Below are 13751 nucleotides of genomic sequence, written 5' to 3'. Positions count from 1 at the left end.
TTCCCGGGAACGGAGCGATTCCGTGCAGCGAGCCGCGAAGATCTCACCGCAGGTCATGGAGTCGATCTCGACCCCTGAGCAGGTCGAGACGCACCTGGGCACTCTGGAATTCCCGCTGGGCATGCCCACCGAGGAGACCGCCGACCGTCTCTACGACCACCTGGACCACCTGCACGCCGTCCGCGGGTTCCTCGACGCCTACTCCGGCGTCAACCTGTGGGCTGCCCGCGAGGGCTTCCTGGCGGCGGGGGTGGAGGACCACGATGTCCTGCTCTTCTCGGAGTTCATGGACTCCAAGACGCTGGTGCTGACCGGGAACGCGGACACCGTCTACTTCATGACGTTCCTCGACCTGACCGAGGGGCCCGTGGTGGTGGAGATGCCGCCCCTCACCCTCAGCTTCGTCAATGACATGTGGTTCCGCTATGTCACCGACCCCGGCATGCCAGGACCCGACCGCGGAACCGGTGGCGCCTACCTCTTCGTACCGCCTGGTCATGACGGCCCGCTCCCCGAAGGCGGGTTCTTCACTCACCGGGTCCGCACCACACGGCTCATCCTGGCCGGGCGGGCGTTCCTGGAGGATGACGACCCCAAGCCGGCGGTCGAGCGCATCAAGGAGCGGCTGCGCATCCACCGCTATGTGCCGGGCCTGTACGGAACGAGTGTCGCGGAGATCGTCACCGGGGGCACCGCCCCGCCGTTGCCGTGGACCGCGCAGACCTGGACAGCCGCGCTGCGTGAGCCCGACCCGCCCCGCTTCATCGAGGCATCCGGGCTGCCCCTGAACATGGTTCCGCCCGCGGATGTGACGTACTTCGACTTCGCGAACGAGCTGGTGCAGGATCAGCCGCCCGAGGCGCTCGACCCGGAGATCGCCGGGCCGCTTGCCGCGGTCGGGATCGTCCGGGGCAGGCCCTTCGAGCCGGACGCGCGGATGCGGAAGATCCTCACCGAGGCGGCTGCGGTCGGCAACGCCACGGCCCGCACTCTGGCCTGCCGTCCGCGCCCCGTCGAGGGGGCGCACTTCTACGGCCCGTCCTCCCAGTGGGTCAACGGCCTGCTCGCGTCCGGCTACGACTTCATGACCCCGCCCGCGGACATCACCGACAGCGGCGTCCAGCCTCGCCCGGGCAGCGGCGCCCGGAAGCTGAACCTCCGATCCTGGTGGTGGTACCTGGCCGTGGGCATCAGTCCGACGTTCGCCACACATCTGACCGACGTCGGCTCGCAGTACCTGTTCTCGTTCGCGGACCAGGAGGGCCGGCCCCTCGACGGCGGCGGGAACTACCGGCTGGCGCTTCCGCCGGACATTCCGGCGGCCCGGTTCTGGTCGGTCACCGGCTACGACAACCAGACGCGGTCGATGATCGACACTCCACAGCGGTTCCCACGTGTCGGCAGCCAGGGATACCCCGGCCCGGCAGCGGTCACCGACGCGGACGGCACGACCACCGTGCACTTCGGGCCCGACCGGCCCGACGGCGTGCCGGAGGGCAACTGGATCCGGACCACGCCGGGCCGGGGGTGGTTCGTGGTACTGCGGCTCTACAGCCCCCTGCGGCCGTTCTTCGACAGGACCTGGCGACCGGGCGAGATCGAGGCGGTGGACTGACCGCCCGCGGCCCAGAAGCAACGACCCCACCAGGAGGAACGCGTGTCTCATGTGAGCGACGCGCCCAGTCCGGGCACCGCAGCCGGAACCCTCGCGTCGATCAGCGTCCCGGACCGGCTGGAGACGGTCTTCGGTGCGCTGGACTTCTTCGACGGGCTGCCCCTGCCCGACACCGTCACCCGCAGCTATGACGCACTCGATCTGCTGCGCGGGATCGAGGTGTTCCTCAACTGCGTGCCCGGCGGTTCGATGGTGGCGATGCGACGGGGGCTGCGCAGCCTCGGCATCGACTCCCACACGATCGGCTACACGACCCCGCGCTGCAGCTCGGCGCCGATGTTGCTGACAGCCAATACGGAGACCACGTACGGGATGGCCTGCCTGGCACTCGACCAGGACGGACCCACCGTCATCGAGTCGCCGCCGAACTCCCTGTGCGTCGTCAGCGACCTGTGGCAGCGCTACGTCGTAGACATGGGCATCGCCGGGCCGGACAAGGGTGGAGGAGGCAAGTACCTCTTCCTGCCCCCGGGCTTCGACGGTGACGTGCCGGACGGATACTTCGTCGTGCGGCCGGCGACCTTCTCCTCCTGGGTGCTGATGCGTGCGCTGGGTGGTGCGGAGAGTCTGCTCCAGGCGCGGATCTATCCGCTGTCGGCTGCTGCGAACCCGCCCGAGCAGCACTTCGTCAACTTCGCCGAGTCGGACTTCAACACGATCCACGCGAACGACTTCTCGTTCTTCGAGGAGATCGACACCCTCGTCCAGGGGGAACCGCCCGAGGCACTCGAAAGCGAGCTCTCCGGGCAACTGGCCTCGATCGGGATCGTGCACGGCAAGCCGTTCCGGCCGGACAACCGTATGCGCTCGGTCCTGGACACCGCCGCCAGAATCGCGGCGGGCATCGTACGGACGCTGGCTTTCAAACCGCGCGACCCAGCCTTCTACTGGTACCGCGGCAGCTCCTGGAAGAACCCGTGGCCGTCGCGCAGCTACGAGTTCCTGTCCCCGGAGGGCGCCCGATTGCTGGACGCGCGGGCGGTGTTCTACTACTTCGGGACGGCCTCCTCGCCGGCGATGGCGGCGGCGGCTGTCGGTGCCGGATCGCAGTACGCCTACACGGCGGAGGACTCCACGGGCGCGTGGCTCGACGGCGCGAGGAGTTACACGCTCAGGCTGCCGCGCGGCATCCCGGCGAAGGACTTCTGGGCGGTCAACGCCTACGACCCCCAGACTCGGTCGCTGCTGCGCACGGACAACCCCTACCCGAGCGTGAACAGCCTCTCGAACGCTGTGCAGACCCTGCACAACGGCGACACGATCATTCACTTCGGTCCGACCCCGCCGCGGGGCAGGGAGGCGAACTGGATCCAGACGGTGCCCGGCAGGGGATGGTTCGTCATCCTGCGGCTCTACGGTCCGCTCGAAAGCTGGTTCGATCAGAGCTGGCGGCCGGGCGAGATCGAACCGGCGTGAGGTAGCCGGTCGTGGGTGAGGCGATCGGTCAGATTCTGTCGTACGGCGTCGGCGTGGCGCTGAGCCCTTTCCCGATCATCGGTGTGGTGCTGATGCTCGCGACTCCCAGGGCGCGGTCCAACGGGCCGGCGCTGCTGGTGGGATGGGCCCTGGGCCTGGCCCTGGTCGGCACGCTCGTGCTGCTGGTCTCCGGCGGTGCGGGCCCGAGTCAGCAGGGGCAACCGGCCGACTGGGTCAGCGCGCTCGACCTGGCGCTCGGCGTACTGCTGTTGTGGGTGGCGGTGACGCACTGGCGCCAACGGCCGCGCGGCGGCGAGGACGAGGAGGTGGCGCTGCCGAAGTGGATGCACGCGGTCGACTCGTTCACCCCCCTCAAGGCAGGAGCTCTCGGGATCGCGCTGTCCGCGCTCAATCCGAAGAACCTCCTGCTCGTGATCGCCGCGGCGGCGACGATCGCGCGCACGGGCACCTCCTCCGGCGCCCAAGCCGTGGCGCTCGCGGTCTTCGTGGTGCTCGGGGCGCTCGGAACGGGAACGCCGGTTGTGCTCTACTTCGCCCTCAAGGAGCGCTCGAAGCACCTCCTCGACGGCCTCAAACGCTGGATGGAGAAGAACAACTCGGCGATCGTGGCCGTGATCTGCCTGCTCATCGCCGCGAAGCTGATCGGCGACGCCATCAGCGATCTCTGCTCCTGAGGGCGGAACATGTACGGGCTGTTCCCTTCGCTGCGGGGCTACCGACGGCGATGGCTGGGGCGGGACGCGCTGGCCGGGATGACCGTGTGGGCGGTTCTGGTGCCCGAGGCGCTCGCCTACGCGACGATCGCCGGCGTCTCGCCGGTGGTTGGCCTCTACGCCGCGCCGGCGGCCCTGATCCTCTACGCCGCCCTCGGCACTTCCAAGCACCTGGTGGCCGGGCCGATGGCGGCGACGGCGGCGCTCTCGGCGGCGATCGTCGGTGAGTCAGCGGGCGGTTCGAACGCGGCCTTCACCGCCATGACGGCCGCACTGGCCGTCACGGTGGGTATCGCTGCGCTCCTCGCCGGGCTCCTGCGCCTCGGCTTTGTCGCCAGTTTCATCTCCGAGCCCGTGCTGAAGGGCTTCATCGTCGGCCTGGCGCTGACGATCATCGCGGGCCAACTGCCGAAGCTGTTCGGCGTCGGGGGCGGGTCGGGGGACTTCTTCGAGAAGGTCTGGGCTCTGATCGGCGACATCGGAGCAGCCAGCGGCCTCACCGCCCTGGTAGGCGTCGGCAGCCTCGTCCTGATTCTCGTCCTCAAGCGTGTCGCTCCGGTCGTACCCGGCTCACTTGTCGCGGTGGCGCTGGGCATCGCCGCAGCCGCGGCCTTCGGCCTGGAGGACCACGGTGTCGACGTCGTCGGCAGCGTCCGGACCGGTCTGCCCTCGGTCGGCTTCCCCGATGTCACGCTCGACGACCTCGGCGACCTGGTCGCGGGCAGCGTCGGCGTGATGCTCGTCGCCTTCGCCGAGGGGCTCGGGGCGGCGAAGACCTACGCCGCCCGTGACCACTACGAGGTCGATGCCAACCGCGAGCTGATCGGACTCGGGGCCGCCGGCCTGGGCGCCGGTCTGTCCAGTGGCATGGTCGTCAACGGCAGTCTGTCGAAGACAGCCGTCAACTGGTCGGCGGGTGCGCGCACCCAGCTCTCCGGGGTCTTCGCGGCCGCCCTGACCGTGATCACGCTCCTCTTCCTCACCGGCCTTTTCGAGCAGCTTCCCGAGGCAGTGCTCGCCGGGGTGGTGATCGCGGCGGTGGTCGAGCTGGTCGACATCCCCTCGCTGGTCTCCCTCTACCGCGTCTTCACCCGCAGGCTCGGTCAGGCATACGGTGTCGCCGCGCGGCCCGACTTCCTCGCGGCGGTCGCGGCGATGCTCGGGGTGATGACCTTCGACACGTTGCCCGGCCTGTTCATCGGCATCGGTGTCTCCTTGCTTCTGCTCCTCCACCGCTCCTCGCGTCCGGTCGTCAGCGAACTGGGCCAGGCGTCCGGGAACAGACACTTCATCGCGCTCGACAGGCACGTGGACAGCCGCAGAATCCCGGGCGTGGTCGTGCTGCGTGTCGAGGCTGGCATCTACTTCGCCAACGCCGAGCGCATCCGGTCCACGGTACGGAAGGCCGCCGACCGAGAAGGCGTTGCGGCCGTCGTGATCGACGCCGAGACGATCCCCTTCGTCGACGTCAGCGCAGTGCGCATGCTCGACGAGCTGGCCGAGGACCTGGCGGCCCGCGGAGTCCGGCTCCTGCTCGCCCGAGACGTGGGTCAGGTGCGGGACGTGCTGCGCACCGCCGAGGCCAGGGCGGAGGTGAGGCGCGTGTATCCGACCGTGCGGGCGGCGGTCGAAGCGGCCAGAACCGGCACGTGACTCGTTCTGTCGGGCGCGTGACTCCACTTGTCGAGCACGTGACTCCACTCGTCGTGCACATGGCTCCACTCGCCAGGTACGTGGCGGGCTGTTCGGAGGGGGCAGCCTGCGGGGCCGACCCGAGCCCTGGACACCCGGCGACAGATGACCGGACGCGCGAATCGATGTAGCCTCCGGAGACCGCCCTTGACCTGCAGCAGCAGGCAGGGAGCAGACAAAACGGGAGATTCGTCATGTTCCGTACCATGTTCAAGTCCAAGATCCACCGGGCCACTGTCACCCAGGCCGACCTCCATTACGTCGGCTCGGTGACCATCGACGCCGACCTGATGGCGGCTGCCGACCTGTTGGCCGGCGAGTTGGTCCACATCGTCGACATCACCAACGGCGCCCGGCTGGAGACCTACGTCATCGAGGGTCAGCGGGGCAGCGGCGTCCTCGGCATCAATGGCGCGGCGGCCCATCTCGTCCACCCCGGGGACCTGGTGATTCTGATCAGCTACGCCCAGGTGGACGAAGCCGAGGCGCGTCAGGTGAAGCCCCGCGTCGTCCATGTGGACGCGGACAACCGCATCGTGGCCCTGGGCGCCGACGCGAGCGAGCCGACGCTCGGCTCCGACGCGGAACGGCCGCCGTACGCGGTGCCGCACCCCTGAACCGGGCGCGCCCCGGAGGGGCGCGGGGGAACTGCGCGAGCAACCAGGGAGTACGTCGCAGCCTGCCGCGCGCGGGCGGGGGGCAGTCGGTTCCCAGTAGGCGTGCCGGGCGGCTGTTCAGGCTGTGTAGCGGGGGAGCCCGTCCGTGGAGATGGTCCACTCGCCGACGGTGATGTCCTCGCCGTAGACGAAGTCCTTGCGCGTGGCGTAGCGGGGGCCCGCTGGGGTGGGGTGGATGTCCGACAGAACGGCTCCCTCGCCCGTACGCGGGTCGAAGACCACGTACACCGGGATTCCGAGCAGCGGATAGTCCCGCATCTTGCCCGTCCAGTCGTTGTCCGGGTTGGACCGGGAGACGACCTCGACGGCAGCGACCAGGCTGCGTGGATCGAAGGGCCCCTCGACCTCCATATCGGCCTCGGCGATGACGATGATGTCGGGATGGCGGACGACGCCATGCTGTGCGTCCTCCACGTCAGGGGTACCGGTATGGGCGAGCAAGCCCTCCGGCATCACCTTCTCCAGGCGACGGCTGACACGCGCCGCCGTCAGCTCGTGCGGTCCCCCCGGCGACACCATGTCGTGAACGATTCCTTCTCTCGTGATCTCCAGCTTGCCGGGCACGCTGCTCTGTATGCGCTCGACGATGTCCCGCATCGCTTGGTACTGGACGGCGTCGTGCTCCGAGTGGTGCGAGGTGATCGTCACGGCGCGCGCTCCCTTCTGCCTGCGATCGCCGGAGGTCAGTGGCACTCATGCTAGCCGCGTGCGAGCCCCTTCCACATGGCCCGTCGCGGCACTCCCGGCAGCGGCCGGGGGCGGGTGCGCGGAAGGGGCGCCCGCAGTCGGGGCACTCCTGGAGCGGGTCCGGGCGGGGGCCTGACGGCCGGGAGGCGGGAAGCGGCGGTGGCAGCAGCGCGGTGAGCCGGTGCGCCAGTAGTGCCGCCGGGCGGCGCAGCTCGGCGACCGGCGGGAGGTGCGCGGTCAGCGTGCGGCGTACCGCCTCGGGCCGCACCCCGCGCTCCAGCCAGGCCGCCACGGAGGGGGAGAGGCGGGCCGTCTCCCGCTCGGACAGCAGCAGGCGGTCGTCGTCGCGGCGCAGGCCGGCGAGGAGCGCGACGGCCGTGGCGTCCCGCGCGGGGTCGGCGCCCTCGGGCGCGGGGAGTGGGGGCCTGGGCGCGGGAGGTGTGGACTCCGGCGGCGGGGCGGGCGGCGCCGAGGCGGGCGGCGCCGGTGGCGGGGCCGGTGCCGGTTTCTGTGTCGGTTCCTGCGCCGGGGGCCTTGCCTCCTGTGGTGCGGCGGGTGACTGCCGCGTGTGGGCTTCCACCGCCGGGTGCGCGTACGACACCGTACGGGTGACGACCCGTCCGCTGGGAGTGCGGCTCACCGTTCGCGCCAGGTACCCGTACGCCTCCAACTCGCGTAGTGCTGCGGCGATTCGGGCTTCGCCCTCGGGGAAGCGGGCGGTCAGCGATTTGATGTCCACCCTCGTGCCGTCCGGCACGGACTGGATGTGGACGGCGAGCCCGATCGCGAGGAGCGACAGCTCCCGGTGCTGGGCGAGGTGGTTGCCGACGACCGTGAAGCGGTCGCGGTGACGGAACTTGATGTGGACGACGCCGGAGCGTGGCGCGGACGCGCTAAGCTGCTGAACAGCCATCGGGAAGCCGTTTCTTCCTTGATGGTCAGGCCCTCGATCGGGATTGCCGTCCCGGCCGGGGGCCGTCGCATGTGTGCGGTTGTCGTGCTGGAGCCTATGCCAGCCAACGGGCGTAAAGGCCAGCCAACTTGGCCTCATTCACTCGTGTGGGTGACGGGAGGCTGGTGGGGCTTGGTGAGGTGCTTCGCCGGTTCCTTTACGCCCTTGATGTGGCGGGCCACCGGGTCGCGGCGGACCGCGACCCGGTGAGCGCGGTGCCGGCCGGCAATGCGATCTCGGCCCACGCCGTCTTGCAGGGCGACGGCCCGTACGTCACGCCCCACCGTTCGCTCAGCGCCGCGACGAGCAGCAGCCCGCGCCCCGACTCCGCCTCGGCGGCGGACGGCTCGGGAGGCGACGCGGCGTCCGGCGCCCGCTCGCTCCGGGTGTCCGACACCTCGACGCGGACGAGGCCCGACGCGTCGGCGGTACGGACCCTGAGCCGGAAACTGCGCCCCGGTACGCGACCGTGAAGCGCCGCGTTGGCGGCCAGTTCCCCGACGACCTGCGCGACGGACTCCGTCGGCAGCCCGCGCGAACCGAGCTCGGCAACGGTGAGGAGGCGCGCGAGGCGCGCCCCACGCCGGGTGGGGGACAGCAGGACGGTGAAGTCCAGCCAGGCAATGGGGGTGGTGGTCTCGTTGATCACCTCACCCAGCGTGGCCGCCTGTGCGCGCTCTGGACAGATGAGACGAGCGAACGAACGGAGGCTGTCCGGAGGCGCAGGCGGGATAGTACGGGTTGTACGCCGTAACCGGAGCAGTTTTACGAATTCTGTGACAAAGCATGGCGAGCCGCTCCTACGGTATGCGTACCGACTTCGGACGGAGGCAGTACGCATGGCCGAACACGACGACGAATGGGAGGCGGGGTTGGAGGACGACTCCAGCGCCGTACTCCGGGCGGTCAGCCGCCAGATCAAGCTCTGGCGCGAGGCAGCGGGAATGACCCAGGGCGAGTTGGGCGCGGCGATCGGCTACGGCGAGGAGATGGTCTCCGCCGTCGAGCGCTGCAAGCGTCTTCCCAAGCCGGAGTTCCTCGACGGTACGGATGTAGCACTGGGCGCGGATGGAAAGATCTCCGCGATGAAGGAGGACGTCAAGCAGGCGCGGTACCCGAAGAAGGTCCGCGACCTCGCGAAGTTGGAAGCGAAGGCCGTGGAACGCGGTGCCTATGGCGACCACAACATCGACGGGCTGCTGCAGACGGAGGAGTACGCACGAGCGCTGTTCGCCATGCGGCGCCCTGCGTTCAGCGAGGAACAGATCGACCGTCATGTGGCTGCCCGCATGGCGCGGCAAGAGCTGCTGAGGCGCCAGCCCACTCCCACGCTCACATTTGTCCAGGAAGAGGTGACCCTGCGGCGGCCGCTTGGCGGCAGAATGGTGTTGCGGCGCCAGCTCGAACACCTGCTTGAGGTCGGCCAGTTGCGGCACGTCGTGATTCAGGTGGTGCCGACGGAGTGTGAGGACCACGGCAGTATGGGTGGCCAGTTCGAAGTCCTCAAGATGCACTCCGGGGAGACGTTGGCCCACTGGGAGGCCCAGTTGTTCAGCCGCCTGGTCTCGGACCCCAAAGAGGTCCAAGTGTTCGAGCTGCGCTATGGGATCATCCGTTCCCAGGCGCTCACGCCACGTGAGTCACTGGCCTTCATCGAGAAAGTGCTGGGAGAAACATGACGTTGAAGCTTTCCACCAAAGACGGCTCCGCGCTGGAGTGGGTGAAGAGTAGCTACAGCAGCAACGATGGCCCGTCATGTGTCGAGGTGGCTGCCACGCCCGGCACGGTCCACATCCGCGACTCCAAGAACAAGCCGGGGCCCCGGCTCGCCGTCGCGCCGACCACCTGGGCGGCTTTCGTCATGTACGCGGCCACCCGCTGACGTGCGCCCGAAACTCGGCCCCGCGCTGGAGTGGGTGAAGAGCAGCTACAGCGGCGACGACGGCCCCGCCTGCGTCGAGGTAGCTGCCACCCTCGGCACGGTCCATGTCCGCGACTCCAAGAACACACCGGGCCCGCAGCTGGCCGTCACCTCGGCGACCTGGGCCACCTTCGTCTCGTACGCCGCCACCACCAACTGACGTGCATCCTCCCGGGCCCCGTCTCGACCAGGCGGGGGCCCGGGGTCGGTCCGTCCACACATTTGAGGCGTGACGACCGCCCTCCGGCCGAGACAAGGGTCCACCGGTACCCCCTCCAGAAACGTCACCCCCTTGGGCGGTGACGTTTACCACCAACCCGCGGAAGAGGGCCGTCCGCAAGGCGGAGCTCGGCACTGCGATGTTCGGGAGTCCCCGGCACCCAAGATCCCGACGGAATCGCGGAATCGCGGAATCGCTCATCGAAGGCGCAGAAGACACAGATCCTCTTACGCCAAAACCGGTTCCTACGTACCCTCGTGAAAGCAGGGCGATTATCAACTTGATCGCCGTGCGAAACGGGGGAGGGGGAAAGCGCGTGCGATTCTGGGTCTATTTTCGATTGCTGGCAGCCATCGGGACCATCGGCGTAATGGTGATGTGGGGGCAGCGCAGGGGCGAGTTGCTCCGCGGGATCGACCATGACGGGTTCGCTGTGTTCTCGGAGCTGGGCATTGGTCTCTTCACCATGCTGGTGCTCTTCGCGGCACTGCTGTCCCTCCCGTTCGAGATCTACGTGTTGCGGAGGCGTCGGTCCTGGCACCTTGGCACCAGCATCGTGGTGCTCGGGTTGAACGCGGTCTTCGCGGTGGCCAGTGCAACGGCAGCTCCCGAGTCGACGCTGTTCCCGGAGGAAGCCGCGGCATACGACACCTCTGACCGGATACTTTTCGCGACCGCCCTGTTTCTCGGCTACTACTACGTGCTCTGGGCCCCGGCGATCTTCACCGTGGCCGTGATCGTCCTCTTCGCAGGCGACGAGCGCGAAACGAACGAGAGGATCGGCTCCCCCAAAGCCCAGGTCGCCCTCGACGCCGGCCCGACGCTGGCTCAGGTCGGCCTGGTGCTGACCGCGGCCGGCAACACCCAGGCATACGACTGGGACAGGGGTTGGCAACAGCTGATCCTCCCCTTCGGCGTCGGCGCCGTTCTCCTTGCCCTCATTCTGCTGGCATTGGCCGGGTACCGCCGTGCGCGAAGCTAGGGCGGCGATGGCAGGGGAGGGACGGTGATGACCGGTCCGGGACGTCAGGGCATGTAGTCCGGGAGCAATCTCGCGAACTCCCGCGCCTGTCTCGCTTGGGAGTCGGCCCGGTTGTAGTCGAAGGGGGCGTCGAACCGGAGGACGAGGATGCCCTTCTTGATCAGCCAGCGGCTCGGGCGTCCCCCGGGGATGGAGCGACGGGCGCGGGGGTTCATCGGGACGGGCCGGGTCAACCGCAGCGTGCGGGCCCGGCGTTCGGTGACGTCCGGGACACCGGGCGGCACGGCGGTGAAGTAGCGGGTCTCGTTGACCAGGTAGTTGTCACCCATCCCGCGGGAGGTCCAGCAGTGGTGCCAGATCACCCACACCTCGGCCCCCCGGACCCGCTTCACCATGGCGAGCTCCGAGCGCCGGGCTGCGACGGCCACCACGCGAGGAACCGGAACACTGCACTCGGCCAACGGGCGCCACCCTAGCTGCTCCGCCTGCGCGCGCTCCTTCTCCCGGACGCGCCTCTGCGCCGCCCTGGACCGCCGCTCGGCGGGAACCGCCCATGCGCAGCAGGCCAGAAAGAAGCCGAGCAGGACGAGGACGAAGACATACCCGGCAGTCACAGCTGTCCCCTACCCTCGTGGGCAACCCGGAACCCGCGAACCTTCCCTGCACTATCGGAAGGGCGGGTACCAGTCTCTCACCAGACCTTGGATCTGCTGGATCTCCGCGACTTCGTCATTCACGATGCGGAACGAGGAGTAGGTCGCCGGATAATTCACCGCAGACATAGAGGGCTCCCGGCTGATCACCACGAGCTCCGCCGCCGGCTCCACTCCCGCCCCGCTTCGCAGGAAGGAGCGAAACCCGATGGACGGATCGTCGAGGATCTCGACGTTCTCCTGAGGCGAGCCGCCGCCGGGACGGAAGGTGATCCGCCACACGGCTTCCCACCCGCCGCCGTCCAGTTCCCGGTATTCACCCCACGTCGTCTGCCACAGAAAAGCTGCCGAGTATTCCTGATTCACCGGACCCCTTACTGCTCTTCCGCAGTCCCTACTCGTAGGCCGATTGGAGGCCCGGATGCGTATGCGCGTCGACTTCGTGGGCGTGGAAGCGGTCCTCCACGCCCCAGAACTGGACGAGGAAGAACTCGTCCACGCCTTCCAGCTCCTTCTCATGCCCTTGCCAAGCTCGCTCGATCGGCGCGTGACTCACTCGTAGGGGAACCGGATCGACCTCGGGAGCCACGCAGAACGCGACCCGTATCCGGTACTGCCCGGGGCCGGGAAGCGAGAAGACGTTCTCGTCCAGACCGGCGGCGATGACCTCGATCCCGAGCACGCCGCTGGGCATCTCGACCTCGGCCTCGTCGACCCGAGCCCAGTTTCCCTCCAACGGCGGCCCGGCACCTGCGCCCTTGGGGCCCCAGCTCTCCAGTCGCAGCCGAATGAAGGCGACGTTCGACACCAGGTCGGGGTAGACCATCCCCCGCCTGGTCCGAAGCCAACTACCTTCCGTGGGCGCGACCAGACCACGGTCATCCCGGACAGGTTTCATGTCCATGATGCCGAAGGTGCCGTAGTCGACGGTGACTTGCATCTCGGTGCGGTCCAAAAGCCTCATGCTTCTCCGACTCCCCACCGCTGACACCCAGTTCCCGCCCCTCGGATGCAGTCGACTCCGCGTTCGGCGGCGTACGAGCGTCGTATGAGGTGACGTACCCCGCGTCGGTCGGCAGCCCGATGGGCACGCCGCGGGCCAGTGCGCGGACGTCACTCCGGACGGCGGCGACCGGTCGCCCGGTCCCACACAGCGTCGAACTCCTCCGCCGAGATCACACAGGCCGTGAACTCCGCCTGAGCCTGCACATCCTCGATCGGCCCCACGGGGATCTCACCGAGACCGGTACCCCCGCACGACTCCGCCTCGTCGGCCCACCCAAGTCGCCCGTCCCGGAACGTCTCCACCTTCCGGACCTCGTAGCCGTCGCCTCCGATCTCGCTGTGGATGACCACCGGCTCGTCGTCGAAGCCGTGATGCCAGTGAACTCTCCAATATGTCCTCCCCTGCACGACTGTTCCTCCTGCTCATCGGGAGGCCAGCATGTTTCGGGCTTCCATGAGGGCGAAGCCCAGCAGGTTGAGACCTCGCCACGAAGATGGTGAGTGCGCTCGTTCGTCGGTTGCGGCCAAGCCGATGCCCCAAACCCTGTCCAGCGGACTCGCTTCGACCAGCACGCGATCCCGGGATTTCAGCAGGAAGCTCCGCAGCTCTGGGTCGGCTGAGAACTTCGCGATGTTTCCACGGACCACGATGCCGTACCGGTGCTCGCGCCAGGCGTCCTCCTCGAAACCCCGCACCTGTCGGCCGAGTGCTTTGGCCTCACCGGGATGGAGGGTCGCCAGAATGCGCTCCGCCGTCTCGTCGTCACCGAACAGCCACGCTTTATGAGCCATCATGTAATGCTCTGCGGACCGGAACGTGTGCCCCTCTGCGGGAAACGGACTCTCCCACCACTGGCTGAGGCACCCGCGCCCGACACTGCCATCTCGTTCACGCTGATTGCCCCAGAAAAACAGAAAACGCAGGCGATGGCCCGATCGTTCCAGGGTCACTCCTTCTTCGACTGATCGCGGTAGGGTGATTGGCGCGGACGTGGCCTCCGCCTTTGTGTCCTGATCGCTCTTCCTGTCGGTCATCCGCCTCCTGACTCTTAATGTTCCGGTGCGCAGAGGAGTCGATCTCCTCACCGAGTGAGTGTAGTTCGGCGTCGCTCGGCGTGAACAGCGCGGTGCGGATCA

The 13751-nt window shown here is 68.5% G+C and carries 16 protein-coding genes; 9 read left to right on the top strand and 7 right to left on the bottom strand.

The genetic code is table 11. The annotated features are described in order from the left end of the window. Nucleotides 1-22 precede the first annotated feature (22 nt). The 5 genes from JW592_RS22360 to panD all read left to right on the top strand — a co-directional run bounded on the left by JW592_RS22360 (nt 23) and on the right by panD (nt 6134). Entirely contained in the window at nt 23-1615 is a 1593-nt protein-coding gene (locus JW592_RS22360) for a DUF1254 domain-containing protein (RefSeq protein ID WP_307805505.1), read from the top strand. 42 nt (nt 1616-1657) lie between these two features. Then, nucleotides 1658-3091: a DUF1254 domain-containing protein gene (locus JW592_RS22355; RefSeq protein ID WP_209266989.1), complete on the top strand. Its 1434-nt coding sequence runs from the start codon at nt 1658-1660 to the stop codon at nt 3089-3091. An 11-nt stretch (nt 3092-3102) separates the two neighbouring features. After that, nucleotides 3103-3786, top strand: a complete 684-nt coding sequence (locus tag JW592_RS22350; protein WP_209266988.1) for a GAP family protein — start codon at nt 3103-3105, stop codon at nt 3784-3786. 9 nt (nt 3787-3795) lie between these two features. Further along, the gene (locus JW592_RS22345; protein WP_209266987.1) at nt 3796-5478 is read left to right on the top strand and encodes a SulP family inorganic anion transporter; all 1683 of its coding nucleotides are present in this window, start codon (nt 3796-3798) and stop codon (nt 5476-5478) included. A gap of 233 nt (nt 5479-5711) precedes the next feature. Then, nucleotides 5712-6134 carry an aspartate 1-decarboxylase gene (panD, locus tag JW592_RS22340; RefSeq protein WP_209266986.1) on the top strand — a complete coding sequence of 141 codons (423 nt, stop codon included), beginning with the start codon at nt 5712-5714 and terminating at the stop codon, nt 6132-6134. 117 nt (nt 6135-6251) lie between these two features. On the opposite strand, the gene JW592_RS22335 is transcribed toward panD, so the two are convergent. Both JW592_RS22335 and JW592_RS22330 read right to left on the bottom strand, forming a co-directional pair. After that, a complete protein-coding gene (locus JW592_RS22335; RefSeq protein ID WP_209267066.1) occupies nt 6252-6791 on the bottom strand; it encodes a Uma2 family endonuclease in 540 nt (179 codons plus the stop codon). A gap of 1199 nt (nt 6792-7990) precedes the next feature. Continuing rightward, nucleotides 7991-8479, bottom strand: coding sequence for an ATP-binding protein (locus JW592_RS22330; protein WP_372446558.1), 489 nt, complete (start codon nt 8477-8479; stop codon nt 7991-7993). Nucleotides 8480-8672: 193 nt separating this feature from the next. On the opposite strand from JW592_RS22330, the gene JW592_RS22325 reads away from it, so the two are divergent. From JW592_RS22325 to JW592_RS22310, 4 genes are all read left to right on the top strand, one after another. Next, nucleotides 8673-9512: a helix-turn-helix domain-containing protein gene (locus tag JW592_RS22325; RefSeq protein ID WP_209266984.1), complete on the top strand. Its 840-nt coding sequence runs from the start codon at nt 8673-8675 to the stop codon at nt 9510-9512. After that, complete coding sequence (locus JW592_RS22320; protein WP_209266983.1) at nt 9509-9715, top strand: DUF397 domain-containing protein; 207 nt, start codon at nt 9509-9511, stop codon at nt 9713-9715. The genes JW592_RS22325 and JW592_RS22320 overlap by 4 nt, the downstream gene beginning before the upstream one ends. 1 nt (nt 9716) lies before the next feature. Then, nucleotides 9717-9914 (top strand): DUF397 domain-containing protein, encoded by a 198-nt coding sequence (locus JW592_RS22315; RefSeq protein ID WP_209266982.1) that lies wholly within the window; start codon nt 9717-9719, stop codon nt 9912-9914. Nucleotides 9915-10290: 376 nt separating this feature from the next. Further along, nucleotides 10291-10956 carry a hypothetical protein gene (locus tag JW592_RS22310; RefSeq protein ID WP_209266981.1) on the top strand — a complete coding sequence of 222 codons (666 nt, stop codon included), beginning with the start codon at nt 10291-10293 and terminating at the stop codon, nt 10954-10956. Between the two features lie 44 nt (nt 10957-11000). On the opposite strand, the gene JW592_RS22305 is transcribed toward JW592_RS22310, so the two are convergent. The 5 genes from JW592_RS22305 to ybiA form a co-directional block, all read right to left on the bottom strand. Next, a complete protein-coding gene (locus JW592_RS22305; protein WP_209266980.1) occupies nt 11001-11570 on the bottom strand; it encodes a hypothetical protein in 570 nt (189 codons plus the stop codon). Nucleotides 11571-11621: 51 nt separating this feature from the next. Continuing rightward, nucleotides 11622-11975 carry a hypothetical protein gene (locus tag JW592_RS22300; protein ID WP_209266979.1) on the bottom strand — a complete coding sequence of 118 codons (354 nt, stop codon included), beginning with the start codon at nt 11973-11975 and terminating at the stop codon, nt 11622-11624. A 28-nt stretch (nt 11976-12003) separates the two neighbouring features. Further along, entirely contained in the window at nt 12004-12573 is a 570-nt protein-coding gene (locus tag JW592_RS22295) for a hypothetical protein (protein WP_209266978.1), read from the bottom strand. A 149-nt stretch (nt 12574-12722) separates the two neighbouring features. Continuing rightward, nucleotides 12723-13022 carry a DUF6881 domain-containing protein gene (locus JW592_RS22290; protein WP_209266977.1) on the bottom strand — a complete coding sequence of 100 codons (300 nt, stop codon included), beginning with the start codon at nt 13020-13022 and terminating at the stop codon, nt 12723-12725. 15 nt (nt 13023-13037) lie between these two features. Continuing rightward, the gene (ybiA, locus tag JW592_RS22285) at nt 13038-13649 is read right to left on the bottom strand and encodes a riboflavin biosynthesis intermediates N-glycosidase (protein ID WP_209266976.1); all 612 of its coding nucleotides are present in this window, start codon (nt 13647-13649) and stop codon (nt 13038-13040) included. Between the last annotated feature and the right edge of the window lie 102 nt (nt 13650-13751).

Source organism: Streptomyces spirodelae (genome assembly GCF_017676385.1).
Lineage (GTDB): Bacteria > Actinomycetota > Actinomycetes > Streptomycetales > Streptomycetaceae > Streptomyces > Streptomyces spirodelae.
The sequence above is the reverse complement of the archived record's forward strand: the minus strand, read 5'-3'. Positions and strand labels throughout refer to the sequence as shown.

What these genes read in the sequence shown, in the direction of transcription:
- JW592_RS22345 (WP_209266987.1), top strand. Translation starts at nt 3,796, where the DNA reads ATGTACGGGCTGTTCCCTTCGCTGCGGGGCTACCGACGGCGATGGCTG.
- panD (WP_209266986.1), top strand. Translation starts at nt 5,712, where the DNA reads ATGTTCCGTACCATGTTCAAGTCCAAGATCCACCGGGCCACTGTCACC.
- JW592_RS22335 (WP_209267066.1), bottom strand. Translation starts at nt 6,791, where the DNA reads ATGCGGGACATCGTCGAGCGCATACAGAGCAGCGTGCCCGGCAAGCTG.
- JW592_RS22325 (WP_209266984.1), top strand. Translation starts at nt 8,673, where the DNA reads ATGGCCGAACACGACGACGAATGGGAGGCGGGGTTGGAGGACGACTCC.
- JW592_RS22320 (WP_209266983.1), top strand. Translation starts at nt 9,509, where the DNA reads ATGACGTTGAAGCTTTCCACCAAAGACGGCTCCGCGCTGGAGTGGGTG.
- JW592_RS22295 (WP_209266978.1), bottom strand. Translation starts at nt 12,573, where the DNA reads ATGAGGCTTTTGGACCGCACCGAGATGCAAGTCACCGTCGACTACGGC.
- ybiA (WP_209266976.1), bottom strand. Translation starts at nt 13,649, where the DNA reads ATGACCGACAGGAAGAGCGATCAGGACACAAAGGCGGAGGCCACGTCC.